Annotated in this window: 19 protein-coding genes; 11 read left to right on the top strand and 8 right to left on the bottom strand. The window is 67.7% G+C overall.

What is annotated here, in order from left to right; all coding sequences use genetic code 11:
• The first annotated feature begins 50 nt into the window (after positions 1 to 50).
• The 10 genes from EL288_RS23370 (at position 51) to lipA (ending at position 8,663) form a co-directional block, all read left to right on the top strand.
• Complete coding sequence (locus tag EL288_RS23370) at positions 51 to 1,181, top strand: MlaE family ABC transporter permease (protein ID WP_033447890.1); 1,131 nt, start codon at positions 51 to 53, stop codon at positions 1,179 to 1,181.
• On the top strand, positions 1,181 to 2,020 hold the full coding sequence (locus EL288_RS23365; RefSeq protein WP_003807131.1) for an ABC transporter ATP-binding protein: 840 nt from the start codon (positions 1,181 to 1,183) through the stop codon (positions 2,018 to 2,020). Before EL288_RS23370 ends, EL288_RS23365 begins: the two co-directional genes overlap by 1 nt.
• Positions 2,007 to 2,954 carry an MlaD family protein gene (locus EL288_RS23360; RefSeq protein ID WP_003807132.1) on the top strand — a complete coding sequence of 316 codons (948 nt, stop codon included), beginning with the start codon at positions 2,007 to 2,009 and terminating at the stop codon, positions 2,952 to 2,954. The genes EL288_RS23365 and EL288_RS23360 overlap by 14 nt, the downstream gene beginning before the upstream one ends.
• Positions 2,955 to 3,560 (top strand): ABC-type transport auxiliary lipoprotein family protein, encoded by a 606-nt coding sequence (locus tag EL288_RS23355; protein WP_010925722.1) that lies wholly within the window; start codon positions 2,955 to 2,957, stop codon positions 3,558 to 3,560. It abuts the gene before it with no gap.
• Between the two features lie 29 nt (positions 3,561 to 3,589).
• Complete coding sequence (locus EL288_RS23350) at positions 3,590 to 4,243, top strand: alpha/beta hydrolase (protein ID WP_003807136.1); 654 nt, start codon at positions 3,590 to 3,592, stop codon at positions 4,241 to 4,243.
• Between the two features lie 132 nt (positions 4,244 to 4,375).
• Entirely contained in the window at positions 4,376 to 5,632 is a 1,257-nt protein-coding gene (locus tag EL288_RS23345) for a D-alanyl-D-alanine carboxypeptidase family protein (protein WP_003807138.1), read from the top strand.
• 47 nt (positions 5,633 to 5,679) lie between these two features.
• Positions 5,680 to 6,579, top strand: a complete 900-nt coding sequence (locus tag EL288_RS23340; RefSeq protein WP_010929622.1) for a D-amino acid aminotransferase — start codon at positions 5,680 to 5,682, stop codon at positions 6,577 to 6,579.
• A gap of 75 nt (positions 6,580 to 6,654) precedes the next feature.
• Complete coding sequence (locus EL288_RS23335) at positions 6,655 to 6,930, top strand: YbeD family protein (RefSeq protein ID WP_003807142.1); 276 nt, start codon at positions 6,655 to 6,657, stop codon at positions 6,928 to 6,930.
• Positions 6,931 to 6,937: 7 nt separating this feature from the next.
• Positions 6,938 to 7,600 (top strand): lipoyl(octanoyl) transferase LipB, encoded by a 663-nt coding sequence (gene lipB / locus EL288_RS23330; protein ID WP_003807144.1) that lies wholly within the window; start codon positions 6,938 to 6,940, stop codon positions 7,598 to 7,600.
• 61 nt (positions 7,601 to 7,661) lie between these two features.
• Positions 7,662 to 8,663 (top strand): lipoyl synthase, encoded by a 1,002-nt coding sequence (gene lipA / locus EL288_RS23325; protein WP_003807146.1) that lies wholly within the window; start codon positions 7,662 to 7,664, stop codon positions 8,661 to 8,663.
• Positions 8,664 to 8,677: 14 nt separating this feature from the next.
• Here the strand turns inward: lipA and rfbC are convergent, their stop codons facing one another.
• From rfbC to EL288_RS23305, 4 genes are read right to left on the bottom strand one after another with little or no spacing between them, the layout of a single operon-like run.
• Positions 8,678 to 9,226 (bottom strand): dTDP-4-dehydrorhamnose 3,5-epimerase, encoded by a 549-nt coding sequence (gene rfbC, locus EL288_RS23320; protein WP_003807148.1) that lies wholly within the window; start codon positions 9,224 to 9,226, stop codon positions 8,678 to 8,680.
• A 57-nt stretch (positions 9,227 to 9,283) separates the two neighbouring features.
• The gene (gene rfbD, locus EL288_RS23315) at positions 9,284 to 10,180 is read right to left on the bottom strand and encodes a dTDP-4-dehydrorhamnose reductase (protein WP_003807150.1); all 897 of its coding nucleotides are present in this window, start codon (positions 10,178 to 10,180) and stop codon (positions 9,284 to 9,286) included.
• A complete protein-coding gene (gene rfbB / locus EL288_RS23310) occupies positions 10,177 to 11,238 on the bottom strand; it encodes a dTDP-glucose 4,6-dehydratase (RefSeq protein WP_033458499.1) in 1,062 nt (353 codons plus the stop codon). The genes rfbD and rfbB overlap by 4 nt, the downstream gene beginning before the upstream one ends.
• 35 nt (positions 11,239 to 11,273) lie before the next feature.
• Positions 11,274 to 11,834: a cob(I)yrinic acid a,c-diamide adenosyltransferase gene (locus EL288_RS23305; RefSeq protein ID WP_010927330.1), complete on the bottom strand. Its 561-nt coding sequence runs from the start codon at positions 11,832 to 11,834 to the stop codon at positions 11,274 to 11,276.
• A 422-nt stretch (positions 11,835 to 12,256) separates the two neighbouring features.
• Between EL288_RS23305 and EL288_RS23300 the strand changes: the two genes are divergently transcribed.
• On the top strand, positions 12,257 to 12,562 hold the full coding sequence (locus EL288_RS23300; RefSeq protein ID WP_003807161.1) for a copper-binding protein: 306 nt from the start codon (positions 12,257 to 12,259) through the stop codon (positions 12,560 to 12,562).
• A gap of 42 nt (positions 12,563 to 12,604) precedes the next feature.
• On the opposite strand, the gene hslU is transcribed toward EL288_RS23300, so the two are convergent.
• The 4 genes from hslU to EL288_RS23280 form a co-directional block, all read right to left on the bottom strand.
• Positions 12,605 to 13,939: an ATP-dependent protease ATPase subunit HslU gene (gene hslU / locus EL288_RS23295; RefSeq protein WP_003807162.1), complete on the bottom strand. Its 1,335-nt coding sequence runs from the start codon at positions 13,937 to 13,939 to the stop codon at positions 12,605 to 12,607.
• 21 nt (positions 13,940 to 13,960) lie between these two features.
• Positions 13,961 to 14,500, bottom strand: coding sequence for an ATP-dependent protease subunit HslV (gene hslV / locus EL288_RS23290; RefSeq protein ID WP_003807163.1), 540 nt, complete (start codon positions 14,498 to 14,500; stop codon positions 13,961 to 13,963).
• Positions 14,501 to 14,647: 147 nt separating this feature from the next.
• Positions 14,648 to 15,112: an RNA polymerase-binding protein DksA gene (dksA, locus tag EL288_RS23285; protein WP_003807164.1), complete on the bottom strand. Its 465-nt coding sequence runs from the start codon at positions 15,110 to 15,112 to the stop codon at positions 14,648 to 14,650.
• 143 nt (positions 15,113 to 15,255) lie between these two features.
• The gene (locus tag EL288_RS23280; RefSeq protein WP_010925725.1) at positions 15,256 to 16,365 is read right to left on the bottom strand and encodes a CobW family GTP-binding protein; all 1,110 of its coding nucleotides are present in this window, start codon (positions 16,363 to 16,365) and stop codon (positions 15,256 to 15,258) included.
• Between the last annotated feature and the right edge of the window lie 81 nt (positions 16,366 to 16,446).

The raw sequence follows: 16,446 nt of genomic DNA, 5'->3' as shown, positions 1-16,446 counted from the left end.
CGTTACGATCGTTCGAATTTCTGTGTATCCGCGCATTTCCGCGATTGCCTATGCCTAGTTTGCCGAGTACCGCCGGCGCCGCCACATTGCCGTTGACGCTGGACCATGGCGTCTGCCATGTGTCGGGCGACTGGTCCATGCAGGCGCTGGCTGCTCCGGGCGAAGTGGAGCGCCGCCGCGCCGCGCTGGCCCGCGTCGACCCCGACCAGCGCTGGGACTTGCGCGGGGTCGAGCGGCTGGACACCATCGGGGCCCACCTGCTGTGGGGCGCCTGGGGGCAACAGTTGCCCGAGCGGGTGCGCTGGTCCGACGGACAGCGCGAGGTGTTCCAGACGCTGCAGCGCAACCGCGGCGAGGCGCTTCCCGCGCCGGCGCCGGCGGACCGCTGGGGCTGGCTGCGCGCGATCGGCGACGCCGTATTCGACGCCGGCCGCAATGGCCGCGCATTGATCATCATGTTCGGCCAACTGGTGCTGGACCTGGGCGCCTTCCTGCGCCGCCCGTCGCGCGGGCCGTGGCGCGAGATTTCGGCGCAGGTCTACCGCACCGGCGCGCAGGCGCTGGGCATTACCGCCCTGGTCGGTTTCCTGATCGGCGTCGTGCTGTCCTATCTGTCGGCGCAGCAGCTGCAGATGTTCGGCGCCGACCGCTTCATCGTCCGTTTGCTGGGCGTTTCCATCGTGCGCGAGCTGGGGCCGGTGCTGGCAGCCATCCTGGTGGCGGGTCGATCCGGCTCGGCCATCACGGCCCAGATCGGCGTGATGCGGGTGACGCAGGAACTGGACGCCATGCTGGTGATGGGCATTTCGCATGGCCAGCGCCTGATCCTGCCGCGCGTGATCGCCCTGGCGATCACCATGCCGCTGCTGGTGGTCTGGACCGATGCCATGGCCCTGCTGGGCGGGATGCTGGCGGCGCAGATGCAGCTGGGCGTTTCGGCGCAATGGTTCCTGACCTCGCTGCCGGACGCCATTTCGCTGACCAATTACTGGATCGGCATGTTCAAGGGCGTGTCGTTCGGCGTCCTGATCGCGCTGGTGGCCTGCCATTTCGGCCTGTGCATCCAGCCCAATACCGAAAGCCTGGGGCGCGGCACCACCACGTCGGTGGTGACCTCGATCACGGGCGTCATCCTGGTCGACGCCCTGTACGCCGTCATTTTCAGCTCGATAGGCATCTGATGGGCAGCGTGGCACAGCAAAACCTGTTCAGCGCGACCGACCTGGCCGTGGCGCCGGTCATCGCGGTACGCGGCTTGCGCACGGCGTTCGGCGACCATGTCGTGCACGACAATCTGGACCTGTCGGTCTACCCGGGCGAGATCCTGGCGCTGGTGGGCGGCTCGGGCACGGGCAAGACGGTGTTGCTGCGCCAGATCATCGGCCTGGAGCGGCCGGCCGCCGGCACCATCGAGGTGCTGGGCCGCCGGGTCCAGGAGCTTGAGCCGGCCGAGCGGCGGCGCCTGTCGCACCGCTGGGGCATGTTGTTCCAGGCCGGCGCGCTGTTTTCGTCGCTGTCGGTGTTCGACAATGTGGCCCTGCCGCTGCGCGAGCTGCGCACCGTGCCGGAAGACCTGGTGTGCGACGTGGTGATGTGCCGGCTGGCGATGGTGGGCCTGACGTCCAAGGACGCCGACAAGCGGCCGGCCGACCTGTCCGGCGGCATGGTCAAGCGGGTGGCGCTGGCGCGCGCCCTGTCGCTCGACCCCGAACTGCTGTTTCTCGACGAGCCGACGGCGGGCCTGGACCCCCTGCGCTCGGACGAATTCGTCGACCTGGTGCGCAGCCTGCATCGCCAGCTGGGATTCACGGTGGTCATGGTGACCCACGATCTCGATACCTTGCTGGCGCTGGCCACGCGCGTGGCCGTGTTGGCCGACAAGCGTGTGATCGTCTGCGATACCGTGCGGGAAGTGCTCAAGGTCGATCATCCTTTCATCCGCAGTTTCTTTCTGGGCGAGCGCGGCCGCCGCGCGCTGGGAGATCTTGCACCTAAGGAAACGGGCAATGGAAAACCGTAGTCATGCCCTGCTGGCGGGGCTGTTCACGCTGGCGTTGCTGGTTGCCGCCGCGCTGGTGGCCATATGGGTCGGGCGCGATCGCGCCGCCCTCAAGCCTTATGTCATCGTCTCGGCTACCTCGGTCAGCGGGCTGTCGGCCCAGTCCACCGTGCGCTACCAGGGCGTGCCGGTGGGCAAGGTGCAGTCGCTGGGCTTCAACCCCGACAAGCCGGCCCAGGTGCGCATCAGCATCGGCGTGGCGCCCGATACCCCGATTACCGAGTCCACCTGGGCCGAGCTGGGCGTGCAGGGCGTGACGGGGCTGGGCAATATCGAGCTGCGCGACGACGGCACCTCGACCCGCCGGCTGGCGTCCAGCGCCGCCATGCCGGCCACCATCCCGCTGCGGCCGGGGTTTTTCCAGCGCTTCGAGCAGCGCGGCGGCGAGATCCTGCACAACGTCGAGCAGGTGTCCGCGCGGCTCGAGCGCCTGCTCAGCAATGAGAATGTGCAGGCCACGACGGCCACGCTGCAGAACATCGCCGCCATCACCACCGACCTGCGCCAGGCGGCGACCGAGCTGCGGCCGGCGCTGGCGCAGGTGCCGCCGCTGGTCGATTCGCTGCAGGCGATGTCGCGCAACACCGGCCAGGCGGCCCAGGAGATCGCCGGCCTGGCGCAGGCGGCCCGGCAGGCGCTGGCGCGGCTGGATGCGCCCGATGGGCCGCTGGCCATGGCCACGCGCAGCATGCGCGATATTGCCTGGGCGGCCGCCCGCCTCGATGCGCAGACCCTGCCGGCGGTCTCCGGCATGGCCAGCAGCATCGATTCGGCGGCCCGCAGCGCCACGACGACATTGCGGCGCGTGGGCGATACGCCCCAATCGTTGCTGTTCGGCCCGCCGCCCACCGTGCCCGGGCCGGGCGAGCCGGGTTTTGCCGGATTCGGGAGGTAAATGGATATGAAGAAGGCCATCATCGTGTTGTCGGCCCTGCTGCTGGCCGGCTGCGGCGCCGGCCGCATGGCCGCGCCGCCGGCGCTGTTCGACCTGGGCGCCGACGTGGCGGCCACGCCCGCCTTGCCGGCGCGTCAGCCGATTGTGCTGGCGTTCGAGGCGGTGCCGTATCTGTCCGATACCGGCGTGATCTGGCGGGTGGGCGACAGCGCCAGCCCGCATGCCTACGCACGCTCGCGCTGGGCGAGCGCGCCGGCCGAGCTGGTGCGCCAGCGCCTGGTCGAGCGCCTGTCGCACCAGGGGCCGGTGCTGGGCGCCGGCATGGGCGCGGGCCTGGCGCAGGTGCAGGTCACGCTGACGCGTTTCGAGCAAGTCTTCGCCGCCGACGGGCAGGCCAGCGTCGGCCATGTGGCGATGCAGGCCGTGTTGCTGCAGGATCGCCAGGTGGTCGGCCAGGTGCGGATCGCGCGCGAAGCGCCGGCCGCCACCCAGGATGCCGCCGGCGGCGTGCAGGCCTTGCGCCAGGCCACCGATGCCGCGGCCGACGAGCTGGCCGGCTGGCTGGCCGGCCGCGTCGCGGCCGCCGGCGTGCGCGCCGGCAGTTAACATGGCCTTTTGTTCCACTTAGTTCCGTCATGTCCGCACGTACCGAAACCCAAGTATTCACTGGCGCCGCCGGCAACATCGACTGCGCCATCGATTGGCCCGCCCATGCGCCGCGCGGCTGGGCGCTGGTGTTGCACCCGCACTCGCTGCAAGGCGGCGCGCGCGACAACAAGGTGGTCACCACCGTGGCGCGCGCCTGCGTGCAGCACGGGCTGGCCGCGGTGCGGCCGAATTTCCGCGGCGTGGGCGAGTCGGCCGGCGAGTTCGACAAGTCGATCGGCGAGACCGAGGACATGCTGGCGCTGGTGGCGCAGGTGCGCGAACGCTACCCGGAGTTCGCCGCGTCGCCATGGGTGCTGGGCGGCTTCTCGTTCGGCACCGCGGTCGCCGCGCAGACCTATGCGGCCCTGGCCGCGGCCGGCGATCCGTCGCTGCCGCGCGCGCTGATGCTGATGGGGCCGGCGGTCAACCGTTTCGAGCGTTCGGCCACCGAGGTGCCGGCCGATACCTTGCTGGTGCATGGCGAAGCGGACGACGTGGTGCCGCTGGCCGAAGCCCTGGAATGGGCGAGGCCGCGCTCCCTGCCGGTGGTGGTCGTGCCGGGGGCCTCGCACTTTTTCCACGGCAAGCTGCTGGTGCTGCGGCAACTGGTGCAGGACCGCCTTCGCATTGCGCTGGATTGACCCGGCCCGCGTTGCATCACGTTGCATGTTTGTAAGCGCAACGGAACGTTCTCGTCAGGGACGTGTCGGATACGCTGCCTATAATTGTGGGCCTCTACCTGCCCTGGCGGGCCCTACCTGAACTCCTAGCCGATGAAGACCTTGCCTGATACTGCTATTGCCCCCGTCGTTCTTTCCCGTCGCGTATTGGCCAGCGCCGTGCTGGCTGCCATGCTGGCCGCTGCGGCGCCGGCCGGGGCCCAGCAGCAGGCGGCGCCCGCCACGCCTGTCGCCGCCGCCGCGCCCGCGGCGGGCGGCGCGGTAGGCGCCGTGGGAGACCTGGCGGCCGTGCCGGTGCCGACCATCGCCGCCAAGGCGTGGATCACCGTGGACGTCAACAGCGGCCAGGTGCTGGCAGCCTCCAACGCCGACATGAAGGTCGAGCCGGCCTCGCTGACCAAGATCATGACTGCCTATGTGGTGTTCAACGCGCTGCAGGAAAAGCGCCTGACCCTGGAGCAGCAGGTTCCGGTCTCCGAGCACGCATGGCGCACCGGCGGTTCGCGCATGTTCATCGAGCCGCGCAAGCCGGTGACGGTCGACGAACTGAACCAGGGCATGATCGTCCAGTCGGGCAATGACGCATCGGTCGCGCTGGCCGAAGCCGTCGGCGGCAGCGAAAGCGCCTTTGCGGCCCTGATGAACCAGGAGGCGCAGCGCCTGGGCATGCGCAATACGCACTTCATGAACTCCACCGGCCTGCCCGATCCGCAGCACGTCACCACGGCGCGCGACCTGGCCACGCTGGCGGCGCACCTGATCTCGGATTACCCGGACTACTACCACTACTACAAGCAGAAAAGCTACACGTACAACAAGATCACCCAGCCCAACCGCAACCGCCTGTTGTGGGCCGATCCGTCGGTCGACGGCATGAAGACGGGGCACACCGATTCGGCCGGCTACTGCCTGGTTTCGACCGCCATGCGCGGCGACCGCCGTATCCTGACCGTGCTGGTGGGCGCCGACAGCGAAGCCACGCGCGCCGAGGAAAGCCTCAAGCTGCTCAACTGGAGCTTCCAGAACTTCGATACGGTCAAGCTGTACGACCAGAGCCAGCCCGGGCTGGACGCGCGGGTCTGGGAAGGCAAGGTCGAGAACGTCAAGCTGGGTCCGCCCAACCCGGTGTGGCTGGCGGTGCCGCGCGGCAAGGCGGCCGAGATCAAGCCGGTCGCGCAGCGCACCGACCCGCTGGTGGCGCCGCTGACCAAGGGACAGCAGGTCGGCACGCTGCAGCTCACGCTCGATGGCAAGACCTTGCGCGTCGAACCGCTGGTGGTCCAGGAAGACGTCGAGCGCGCCGGCTTCTTCGGCCGCATGGCCGACACCGTGAAGCGCTGGTTCCAGTAACGATGAAAGCCGCGCCGCAGGCGGCGCGGCGGCACCGGCGGGCTGCCATGCCCGCCCCTATCCTCTCCAAGGAGCTCCCCATGATTCCGGGCATGCCGGGCGACAGCCAGGTATATCTCAACGGCGAATTCACGCGCCTCGACGAAGCCAAGATTTCCGTGCTCGACCGCGGTTTCATCTTCGGCGATGGTATCTATGAAGTCGTGCCGGTCTATGACGGCAAGGTGTTCCGCATGACCGAACACCTGAATCGCCTGGATCGCAGCCTGGCGGCGCTGCGCATCGCCGCGCCGATGGACCGCGCGGGATGGGAGTCGGTGATCGCCGGGTTGATCGCCCGCTCGGCCCAGCCCACCTGCATCATCTACCTGCAGGTCACGCGCGGCGTCTGCAAGCGCGATCACGCCTTTCCCACCGAGCCGATCACGCCCACGGTGTTCGGCATGGCCGCGGCCTTCAGTCCGCCGGGGGCCGCGCAGCGCACCCAGGGCCTGAGCGCGATTGCCATCGACGACGAGCGCTGGCTGCATTGCGAGATCAAGTCGGTTTCGCTGCTGGGCAACGTGCTGGCCAAGCAGCAGGCGGTGGACGCCGGCGTGGATGAAGTGGTGCAGTTTCGCGATGGCTGGCTGACCGAGGGCTCGTCGACCAATATCTGGGTGGTTTCCGGCGGCAAGCTGCTGGCCCCGCCCAAGAACAACCTGATCCTGGAAGGCATCCGCTACGGCCTGATGGGCGAGCTGGCCGAGGCGGCCGGCCTGCCGTTCGAGGCACGGCGGATCTCGCGCGAGGAAGTGCTCGCCGCCGACGAATTGATGCTGACCTCGGCCACCAAGGAAGTGCTGCCCATCGTGCGCCTGGACGGCAAGGCGGTGGGCGCGGGCAAGCCCGGCCCCGTTTATGAGCAGTTGCGCGCGGGTTATGATGCGCGTATCGCCGCCCTGTAGCGGCCGGCAGGCGGGCGGCCCTGGCGCCGCCCGCGTTTCGCGTCCCTCGCGACGCCGCCACCCAGGCAGACGCAGATGCACAATATTCCCCCGGAAGAGTCCCTGATCGAGTATCCGAGCGACTTCCCCATCAAGGTAATGGGCAAGCAGCATCCGGAATTCGCCCAGACCCTCACTGAAGTCGTGCTGCAGTTCGACCCGGCTTTCGATCCGGCATCGGTCGAGATGCGGCCCAGCAAGGGCGGCAACTACATGGGGCTGACCTTCACGGTGCGTGCGACCTCGCGCGAACAGCTCGATTCGCTGTACCGCGCCCTGCACGGCCACCCCATGGTGTCGATCGTCCTGTAGCCCTGTCATGATCAAGTGGCTTGCGCGCCCGGCCGACTACGGTTCGGTCTGGGACGCCATGAAGGCGTTCACCGCCGCGCGCGGTCCCGGCACCGCCGATGAAATCTGGCTGTGCGAGCATGCCCCGGTCTATACCCTGGGCCAGGCCGGGCGGCCCGAACACCTGCTCAATCCCGGGCTCATCCCGGTCGTGCACTGCGACCGCGGCGGCCAGGTCACCTATCACGGCCCGGGCCAGGTACTCGCCTACACCTTGTTCGACCTGCGCCGCGCCGGGCTGTACGTGCGCGAGTATGTCGACATGCTCGAACAGGCGACCCTGGCCACGCTGCGCGAGCTGGGCCTGGAGCAGGCCTGTCGCAAGCCGGGCGCGCCCGGCATCTATGTGCCCCAGCCCGGCGGCGAACTGGCCAAGATCGCCGCCCTGGGCGTGAAGGTGCGCAATGGCTACGCCTATCATGGACTGGCGCTGAACATCGATATGGATCTGTCGCCGTTTCTCGGTATCAACCCCTGTGGCTACGAAGGCCTGCGCACGGTCGATCTGGCTGCCTGCGGCGTGCGCACCAGCGTGGAGCGGGCCGGCGAATTGCTGGCCGCGCAGCTGGCGCGCGCCCATAGCCAGGCGGTGCAGCAGCGCGCCGCGGCGCTGGCGGGCGTGCCGGGATAGTAGAATGGCTTTTTTGTCTCGAACCGGACCGCGCCTGGCGTTCCGGTTGTGAAGGTGCTCAATGTCCACGCTCGTCGAGTCCCCCGTTCCCTCGAACGACTCGCAGGCCGCCGCGCCGGCCGCCTACGATCCCACCCAGAAGCAGAAATCGCAGGCCAAGACCGCGCGCATTCCGATCAAGGTGGTCGCGGCCGAGAAGCTGAAGAAGCCGGAATGGATCCGCGTGCGCGCCGCCGCCCCGGGGTCGCGCTTCTACGACATCAAGCGCATCCTGCGCGAGCACAACCTGCATACGGTGTGCGAAGAGGCATCCTGCCCGAACATCGGCGAATGCTTCGGCAAGGGCACGGCCACCTTCATGATCATGGGCGACAAGTGCACGCGCCGTTGCCCGTTCTGTGATGTGGGCCACGGCCGTCCCGATCCGCTGGACACGCAAGAGCCCGAAAACCTGGCGCGCACCATCGCCGCGCTCAAGCTGTCCTACGTGGTCATCACCTCGGTCGACCGCGACGACCTGCGCGACGGTGGCGCCGCCCACTTCGTCGAATGCATCGCCAAGGTGCGCGAGTATTCGCCCGATACCCGCATCGAAGTGCTGGTGCCCGACTTCCGCGGCCGCCTGGACCGTGCGCTGCACATCCTCAACAGCGGCCCGCCGGACGTCATGAACCACAACCTGGAAACCGTGCCGCGCCTGTACAAGCAGGCACGCCCGGGCTCGGACTACGCGCATTCGCTCAAGCTGCTGGCCGAGTTCAAGAAGCTGCACCCCGAGGTGCCCACCAAGTCGGGCCTGATGCTGGGCCTGGGCGAGACGGACGAGGAAATCCTGCAGGTCATGCGGGACATGCGCGAGCACAACGTCGACATGCTGACCATCGGCCAGTATCTCCAGCCGTCGGAGCACCATCTGCCGGTGCTGCGCTACGTGCATCCGGACACCTTCGCGATGTTCGAGCGCGAGGCCTACGCCATGGGCTTTACGCATGCGGCCGTGGGCGCCATGGTGCGCTCGTCGTACCACGCCGACCAGCAGGCGCACGCCGCCGGCGTCAACTGAACACGCGCGGGCCGCTACGCATAGGTATCGGCCCGCGCCAGCGCCACGCCCTGGCGGTCTTTCACCGACAGGATGGGCGCTTGGCCCTGCAGCGGCCAGTCCACCTTGAGTTGCGGGTCGTCCCAGCGCACGCAGCGCTCATGTTCGGGCGCGTAGTAGTCGGTGGCCTTGTACAGGCACTCGGTATCGTCGGACAACGCCAGGAAGCCGTGCGCAAACCCTTCCGGAATCCACAGCTGGTGCCGGTTGCGCGCCGACAGGTAGGCGCCGGTCCAGCGCCCGAAGGTGGGCGAGCCGCGGCGCAGGTCCACCGCCACGTCATAGGCTTCGCCCGCCACCACGCGCACCAGCTTGGCCTGCGGATGCAGGATCTGGTAGTGCAGGCCGCGCAGCACCCCCGCGCGCGAGCATGAGTGATTGTCCTGCACGAAGCGGATGCGCCGCCCCAGTTGCGCGTCCAGGCGGTCCTGGTTGAAGCTCTCGAAGAAGCAGCCGCGCTCGTCGCCGAACACTTGGGGTTCGATCAGCACGACGTCCGCGATGGCCAAGGGGGTGAGTTTCATGACGCCTCCGAATTCTTGCCTGGCGGGTTTACTGTAATCCTGGCGCCGGGCGCGGCGCTACAGGGTATGCGCCCGCGCGGCCAGGGCATCCACGACCGCATCCAGGTCGACTTGCCAGTCGGGCAGCTCGGGCTCCAGGGCATCGCGCAGCGCGCCGCAGTCCAGCCGCGAATTGGCCGGGCGTGGCGCCGGCAGCGGATATTGCGCCGTCGTGACGGGCCGGATGTGCGCCGGGTCCAGGCTCAGCGCCAGCCCGGCGCGCCGGGCCCGCGCCACGATGTGGCAGGCCAGCCCGTGCCAGCTGACATGGCCGCCCGCGCTCAGGTGCCACAGGCCGTCGGGCAGGCGGCGGCGCCGGTGCGCATCGATCGCCTGCCAGGTGACGGTGGCGATACGGCCCGCCCAGGTCGGGGCGCCGTGCTGGTCGGCGACCACGGACAGCTCGGCGCGGGTGCGCGCCAGGCGCAGGATGGTCTTGACGAAATTGGCGCCATGGCTGGCGTAGACCCAGCTGGTGCGCAGTATCAGGTGCGGGCAGCCGCTGGCCGCGATGGCTTGCTCGCCAGCCAGCTTGGAGCGGCCGTAGGCGTTCAGCGGATGTGCGGCGTCGGTTTCCCGGTAGGCGCGGGCGCGCTTGCCGTCGAATACGTAGTCGGTGGAATAGTGAACCAGCAAGGCGTTGTTGCGGCGCGCGTAGTCCGCCATGACCGCCACCGCCTGGGCATTGATGCGCAGCGCCAGCTCCGGCTCGGCCTCGGCACGGTCGACTTCGGTATAGGCGGCGGCATTGATCAGTATGCGCGGCGCGTAGGCATCGAGCACGGCGGCCAGCCGGCCCAGGTCGCGCAGGTCGGCCTGGCGGCGCTCCAGCGCGGCCAGCCGCGCCCATGCCGGCGGGTGAGCCAGCAACGCGTCGCCGATCTGTCCGGTGCGGCCCAGTAGCAGGATATTCATGTGTCGTAATGCGTATCGAGCCAGTGGCGGTATGCGCCGCTGGCGATGTCCGCCACCCACTGCGGATGGTTCAGGTACCAGCGTACCGTCTCGCGCAGGCCAGCCTCGAACGAGGTCGCGGCCCGCCAACCGAGTTCGCGCTGTATCTTGCCGGCGTCGATCGCGTAGCGCCTGTCGTGGCCGGGCCGTTCGGGAATGAAGGCGATGCCGCTGGCATGCGGTTGGCCGTCCGGGCGGGCGCGCCATTGGTCCAGCAGGGCACAGACCGCGTGCACGACTTCCAGGTTGGTGCGCTCGCAATGCGCGCCGATGTTGTAGGTCCGTCCCGGCTGGCCGTCGCGCAGCACGCATTCCAGGGCCGCGCAATGGTCGGCCACGTAGAGCCAGTCGCGCACGTGCATGCCGTCGCCATACAGGGGCAGCGCGCGGCCGGCCAGCGCATGGTGGATCACCAGCGGGATCAGCTTCTCGGGGAACTGGCGCGGGCCATAATTGTTGCAGCAGTGCGTGGTGATGGCGGGCAGCCCGTAGGTGTGGCGGTACGAGCGCACCATGTGGTCGCTGGCCGCCTTGCTGGCCGAATAGGGGTTGTTCGGCTGGTAGGGATGGGTTTCGGTGAAGGGGGCGGCCTGGGGCGCCAGCGATCCGTACACCTCGTCGGTGGACACATGCAGGAAGCGGAAGGCCGCCGCCGCAGCGTCGTCCTGTTCGGCGCAATAGGCGCGCGCGGCCTCCAGCAGGGCGAAAGTGCCCACGACGTTGGTCTGCACGAAGGCGTCGGGGGCCCGGATGGCGCGGTCGACATGCGATTCGGCGGCGAAATTGACGATGGCGCGGGGCCGGTGTTCGCGCAGCAGCCGGCGCACCAGCGGCGCGTCGGCGATGTTGCCATGCACCAGCAGATGGCGCGGGTCATCGCGCAGTGCGGCCAGGTTGGCCGCGTTGCCGGCGTAGGTCAGCAGGTCCAGGTTGATCACCGGCTCATCGCCGCTGGCCAGCCAGCCCAGCACGAAATTCGAACCGATGAAGCCGGCGCCGCCGGTGACGAGAATGCTCATGCGCCGATTTTACGGCCGGCATGCCGGCCGTGGGGCTAGTCGGCCGGCCGGGCGTGGCGGCTGGCCCAGTACACGTCGCGTGCGCCCTGCGCCTGGTTGACGTGGCGCGCCAGGACGAACAGCAGGTCGGACAGGCGGTTGAGGTACTGGCGGACCGGCGCGTTGACCACTTCGGCGCGCGCCAGCGCCACCACGCTGCGCTCGGCGCGGCGGGCCACGGTGCGGCCCAGATGGCACAGCGCCGCGGCGCGCGAGCCGCCGGGCAGGATGAACTCGCGCAGCGGCGCCAGGCCGGCGTTGTAGTGCGACAGCCGCGCATCCAGGTGGGCGACCTGCTCGTCGGCCAGCGCGATGTGGCCCGGGATGCACAGCTCGGCGCCCATGTCGAACAGGTCGTGCTGGATGGTCGACAGGTCGGCGTCCATCTCGGCGGGCAGGGTTTCGGCCCGCAGCAGGCCGAGCACGCTGTTGAGCTCGTCGACATCGCCCAGCGCCGCGATGCGGGCGGTGTCCTTGCCGACACGCGAGCCGTCGCCCAGGCCGGTGCTGCCGTCGTCTCCGGTACGGGTGGCAATTACGGACAAGCGGTTGGCCATGGCGGGAAATCCTGGAGGTGGAAAATGTCAGGCCGCTATCCTAGCATCGTGCCCGCCGCTGGGGCGGCGGACACAGGGCACGGAAGCGCCGGATTCAACCCGGCAGGGCCGCGGCGTCCAGTTCCACCGGCGGCGGGCGTGCGGCGGCCCATTGGAGGGTGTTGGACTTCCAGGCGATCACGGCCTGCATGGCCGGAATCATGGGAAGCCGCTGGCAAGCGGCGCGTATGCTTACGTGCCGGGAACCGACTGGCACAGCATGCGTCGATCGGTAAGCGCGCCGCCTCGCATGGGCCTGGGCCGCGCAGAAATGTCAGGATTGTTGCGATTTGCCCCTGGCGTGCCCGCGTCGGCGCGGTATCCTGGCGATGATGCGCGTGCAGGGCCGGCAATCGCGGCCCCGCGCGACTTTGGAGGAATACATGGCTTTTTCCCGCAAATACTCGTCCCGGATGGCCGTTGCCACGGCCATGGCCGTGGTATCGCTGGCCACTCCGCTGGCATTTGCGCAGCAGGCCGACGCGACCGGCGAGGTGCGGCGCGTCGATGCCGCCGCCGGCAAGGTGTCGATCAAGCACGACGCGATCAGCGCGCTGGACCTGCCGGCCATGACGCTGGTCTATCAGATAGATCCTGCGCTGCTGGCCGGCATCAAGCCGGGCGACAAAGTGCGCTTTACTGCCACGCGCAAGGACGGCCGCTACGTCGTCACGGCCATATCCAAGTAAGGGAAAGGCCGCGGCGCCCAGGCGGGCGCCGCGGCGGCCGCGCTACAGCACGTAGCGGGCCAGGTCCTGGCTGCCGGCCGTCTCGGCCAGTTGCAGGTCGACGTAGGCGGCGTCGATGGTGATCACTTCGCCCGAGTTGGCGCTGGCATCGAACGACAGCTCTTCCAGCAGTTTTTCCATCACCGTGTACAGGCGTCGCGCGCCAATGTTCTCGGTGCGCTCGTTGACCGAGAATGCCAGTTCGGCCAGCCGGCGGATGCCGTCGTCGGTGAATTCCAGCTTCACATCCTCGGTGCCGAGCAGGGCGGTGTATTGCTTGATCAGCGAAGCGTCCGTCTCGGACAGGATGCTGACGAAGTCTTCGGCGCTCAGCGAATCCAGTTCGACCCGGATGGGGAAGCGTCCCTGCAGTTCAGGGATGAGGTCCGAGGGGCGGGCCAGATGGAAGGCGCCCGAGGCGATGAACAGAATATGGTCGGTACGCACCATGCCGTAGCGGGTATTGACCGTGGTGCCTTCGACCAGCGGCAGCAGATCGCGCTGCACGCCCTGGCGCGACACGTCGGCGCCGCCCGTCTCCTGGCGTGCGGCGATCTTGTCGATTTCGTCCAGGAACACGATGCCGTTCTGTTCGACGTTGGTGATCGCGGCCGCGCGCAGATCGTCTTCGTTGACGCGCTTGGCGGCTTCTTCCTCGACGATCAGCTTGAAGGCTTCCCTGACCTTGATCTTCTTGGATTTCTTCTTGTCGCGCGCCAGGCCGGCGAACATGCCGCGCAACTGCTCGGCCATTTCTTCCATGCCGGGCGGCGTCATGACGTCCATCTGCGGCATGGGCTGGGCGATCTCGATCTCGATCTCCAGGTCGTCGATCTTGCCCTCGCGCAGGCGTTTGCGGAAAGTCTGGCGCGCGCTGTTGTCCTCGCCGCGCTCGGGCTCGCCGGAGGCGCCGCGCGGCGGCGGCACCAGCGCGTCGAGGATGCGGTCTTCGGCCGCGTCTTCGGCATGGCTGCGCACGCGGCGCATTTCCAGCTCGCGTGTCTGCTTGATCGAGTACTCGGTCAGGTCGCGGATGATGGTGTCGACGTCGCGGCCCACATAGCCCACCTCGGTGAACTTGGTCGCTTCGATCTTGATGAACGGCGCATTGGCCAGCTTGGCCAGGCGGCGGGCGATTTCGGTCTTGCCCACCCCGGTCGGCCCGATCATCAGGATGTTCTTGGGGTGGATCTCATGGCGCAGCGGCTCGGCGACCTGCTGGCGCCGCCAGCGGTTGCGCAGCGCCACCGCGACCGCGCGCTTGGCGCGATTCTGGCCAATGATGAATTTGTCGAGTTCGGAGACGATCTCGCCGGGGGTCATGTGATTTGCGGACATGGGGTCGGTCCTTCGTGACAGCTACGCGCCTAGCGTTTCGATCACGTGATTCTGGTTCGTGTAGATGCACAGGTCGCCGGCGATCTCCAGCGACTGCTTGACGATGGCTTCGGGCGGCAGTTCGGTATTGCGCAGCAGCGCCAGCGCGGCCGATTGGGCGTATGCCCCGCCCGAGCCGATGGCCGCCAGCCCGTGTTCGGGTTCCAGCACGTCGCCGTTGCCGGTGAGCACCAGCGTATGTTCGGTGTCGGCCACGATCAGCATGGCTTCCAGGCGGCGCAGCACGCGGTCGGTGCGCCAGTCGCGCGTCAGTTCGACGGCGGCGCGCATCAGGTGGCCCTGGTGTTTTTCCAGCTTGGCTTCGAAACGTTCCTGCAGCGTGAAGGCATCGGCGGTGGCGCCGGCGAAACCGGCCAGCACTTTGTCGTGGTACAGGCGGCGGATCTTGCGGGCCGTACCCTTGATGACGATATTGCCCAGCGTGACCTGGCCATCGCCGCCCAGCGCGACATGGTTGCCGCGCCGTACGCACACGATGGTGGTGGCGTGAAATTGTTCCATTCGTTCCTTCCTTTGAACGGTTCAGATGGGGGTGGCGAGACCGATTTCAAGCCGGCCTGGTCCGAAAACAAAAGGGCTATGCCGTGGAGCATAGCCCTGGTAATGCGTTCGGCTGGTGACCGAAGAATACGGGACGGGTTTGGAGCCTCAGTCGCCGTACAGCTTCTGGCGCATTTCACGGCGTTCCTGCGCTTCCAGCGACAGGGTGGCCGTGGGGCGTGCCAGCAGGCGCGGAACGCCGATGGGTTCGCCGGTTTCCTCGCACCAGCCGTATTCGCCGCTGTCGATGCGTGCGATCGCCTGCTGCACCTTCTTCAGCAGCTTGCGCTCGCGGTCGCGCGTGCGCAGTTCCAGCGCATGCTCTTCCTCGATGGTGGCGCGGTCGGCCGGATCCGGGACGAACTGCGTTTCGCGCAGGTGTTCGGTGGTTTCGCCCGCGTTGGCCAGGATGTCCTGTTCGAGTTGTTTGAGCCGTTCCTTGAAGAACGCCAATTGGCGATCGTTCATGTAGTCGGCCTCGGGCATGGCCAGCAATTCCTGTTCGCTGGGCAGATCAATCGCCGTATCGCTCGTCGACTTGCTTGATTTTTTCGTTGCTGCCTTCGTAGCCATGTAAACACTCCACTATGAATCGATCCGGGCGCGGCCCGAATATTCGCGCCTGGCTGGCCGTATAACCGTTGTACTTGCGCTAGCTTGTCCTCGCAGTACGGTTTTTTACTCTGGGTTTCGCATACGCTTCGATCAGAGGTGCGTTATCCGACCAGGCACTGCTCAAGACCCCGGGTGAAAATCTCCTGGGGCAGCTTGCGGCCGATGAACACCATCTTGGTGGATGGCTTTTCGGCCGCGGTCCATGCTTTGCCGGGTTCGGCGCCCATCATCATGTGCACACCCTGGAACAACATGCGGCGGTTGATGCCCTTCATGTACAGGATGCCCTTGTAGCGCAGCAGGTCGGGACCATAGACCTGCACCACGCCGCCCAGGAATTCTTCCAGCCGGGCTGGATCGAAGGGCTTGTTCGAGCGAAACACGAACGCGCCGATTTCGTCATCGTGGTGGGCGTGGTGATGATGGTGGTGATGGTTGCAATGGGCCCCGCACTCGCCTTCGTGATCATGATCGTGCTCATGGCCGTGGCCATGGTCGTGGTCATGATGGTCGTGGGCGGCGTCGGGGTGCTCGTCGGCCAGGAAGGCCGGGTCGATGTCCAGGATCGAGTTCAGGTTGAAGCCGCTGATGTCGATGATGGACTTGAGGTCGGCTTCGCCGAAATGCACCGGCGTGATGGGCGCGCGCGGGTTGATGCGCACCAGGCGCTGGTGCAGCGCTGCGTAGTCGACGTCGTTGACCAGGTCTTTCTTGGAAACCAGGATGCGGTCGGCGAAGCCCACCTGCTTCTGGGCTTCGTCCTGGGCGTCCAGGGTCGCCATGCCATGCTTGGCGTCGACCACCGTCACCACCGCGTCCAGGCGGTAGTACTCGGCGATATCGTCGTCCATGAAGAAGGTCTGGCACACCGGGCCGGGGTTGGCCATGCCGGTGGTCTCGATGATGACGCGCTCGAACGACAGTTCGCCCGCTTCGCGCCTGGCGCGCAGGTCCGACAGCGTGCGCATCAGGTCGCCGCGCACGGTGCAGCAGACACAGCCGTTGGACAGCTCGATGATTTCTTCGTCGCGATCCTGCACCAGCAGGTCGTTGTCGATGCTCTCGGGCCCGAATTCGTTTTCGATCACCGCCACGCGCCGGCCGTGGTATTCGGTCAGGATGCGCTTGAGCAGGGTGGTCTTGCCCGCACCGAGAAAGCCGGTGAGGATCGTGACGGGAACCATTTTGTCCAGACTGCGCGCGGTGTTCATGGGCGAAGCGAAAGCAAAGGTCGAGTCGCGCAGGCCGCGGCTCGGATGTTGGGGCTGCGAGGGGCCGCCATTCGCGGCCGG

The organism is Bordetella bronchiseptica, assembly GCF_900636925.1.
Classification (GTDB): domain Bacteria; phylum Pseudomonadota; class Gammaproteobacteria; order Burkholderiales; family Burkholderiaceae_B; genus Bordetella; species Bordetella pertussis.
Note: the sequence above shows the minus strand (reverse complement) of the source record. Positions and strands in the feature narration are given on the sequence as shown.

Excerpts from the sequence above, each read along its gene's own strand:
- EL288_RS23370 (WP_033447890.1), top strand. The coding sequence starts at position 51 with ATGCCTAGTTTGCCGAGTACCGCCGGCGCCGCCACATTGCCGTTGACG.
- EL288_RS23365 (WP_003807131.1), top strand. The coding sequence starts at position 1,181 with ATGGGCAGCGTGGCACAGCAAAACCTGTTCAGCGCGACCGACCTGGCC.
- EL288_RS23360 (WP_003807132.1), top strand. The coding sequence starts at position 2,007 with ATGGAAAACCGTAGTCATGCCCTGCTGGCGGGGCTGTTCACGCTGGCG.
- EL288_RS23355 (WP_010925722.1), top strand. The coding sequence starts at position 2,955 with ATGGATATGAAGAAGGCCATCATCGTGTTGTCGGCCCTGCTGCTGGCC.
- EL288_RS23350 (WP_003807136.1), top strand. The coding sequence starts at position 3,590 with ATGTCCGCACGTACCGAAACCCAAGTATTCACTGGCGCCGCCGGCAAC.
- EL288_RS23345 (WP_003807138.1), top strand. The coding sequence starts at position 4,376 with ATGAAGACCTTGCCTGATACTGCTATTGCCCCCGTCGTTCTTTCCCGT.
- EL288_RS23340 (WP_010929622.1), top strand. The coding sequence starts at position 5,680 with ATGCCCGCCCCTATCCTCTCCAAGGAGCTCCCCATGATTCCGGGCATG.
- EL288_RS23335 (WP_003807142.1), top strand. The coding sequence starts at position 6,655 with ATGCACAATATTCCCCCGGAAGAGTCCCTGATCGAGTATCCGAGCGAC.
- lipB (WP_003807144.1), top strand. The coding sequence starts at position 6,938 with ATGATCAAGTGGCTTGCGCGCCCGGCCGACTACGGTTCGGTCTGGGAC.
- lipA (WP_003807146.1), top strand. The coding sequence starts at position 7,662 with ATGTCCACGCTCGTCGAGTCCCCCGTTCCCTCGAACGACTCGCAGGCC.
- rfbC (WP_003807148.1), bottom strand. The coding sequence starts at position 9,226 with ATGAAACTCACCCCCTTGGCCATCGCGGACGTCGTGCTGATCGAACCC.
- rfbD (WP_003807150.1), bottom strand. The coding sequence starts at position 10,180 with ATGAATATCCTGCTACTGGGCCGCACCGGACAGATCGGCGACGCGTTG.
- rfbB (WP_033458499.1), bottom strand. The coding sequence starts at position 11,238 with ATGAGCATTCTCGTCACCGGCGGCGCCGGCTTCATCGGTTCGAATTTC.
- EL288_RS23305 (WP_010927330.1), bottom strand. The coding sequence starts at position 11,834 with ATGGCCAACCGCTTGTCCGTAATTGCCACCCGTACCGGAGACGACGGC.
- EL288_RS23300 (WP_003807161.1), top strand. The coding sequence starts at position 12,257 with ATGGCTTTTTCCCGCAAATACTCGTCCCGGATGGCCGTTGCCACGGCC.
- hslU (WP_003807162.1), bottom strand. The coding sequence starts at position 13,939 with ATGTCCGCAAATCACATGACCCCCGGCGAGATCGTCTCCGAACTCGAC.
- hslV (WP_003807163.1), bottom strand. The coding sequence starts at position 14,500 with ATGGAACAATTTCACGCCACCACCATCGTGTGCGTACGGCGCGGCAAC.
- dksA (WP_003807164.1), bottom strand. The coding sequence starts at position 15,112 with ATGGCTACGAAGGCAGCAACGAAAAAATCAAGCAAGTCGACGAGCGAT.
- EL288_RS23280 (WP_010925725.1), bottom strand. The coding sequence starts at position 16,365 with ATGAACACCGCGCGCAGTCTGGACAAAATGGTTCCCGTCACGATCCTC.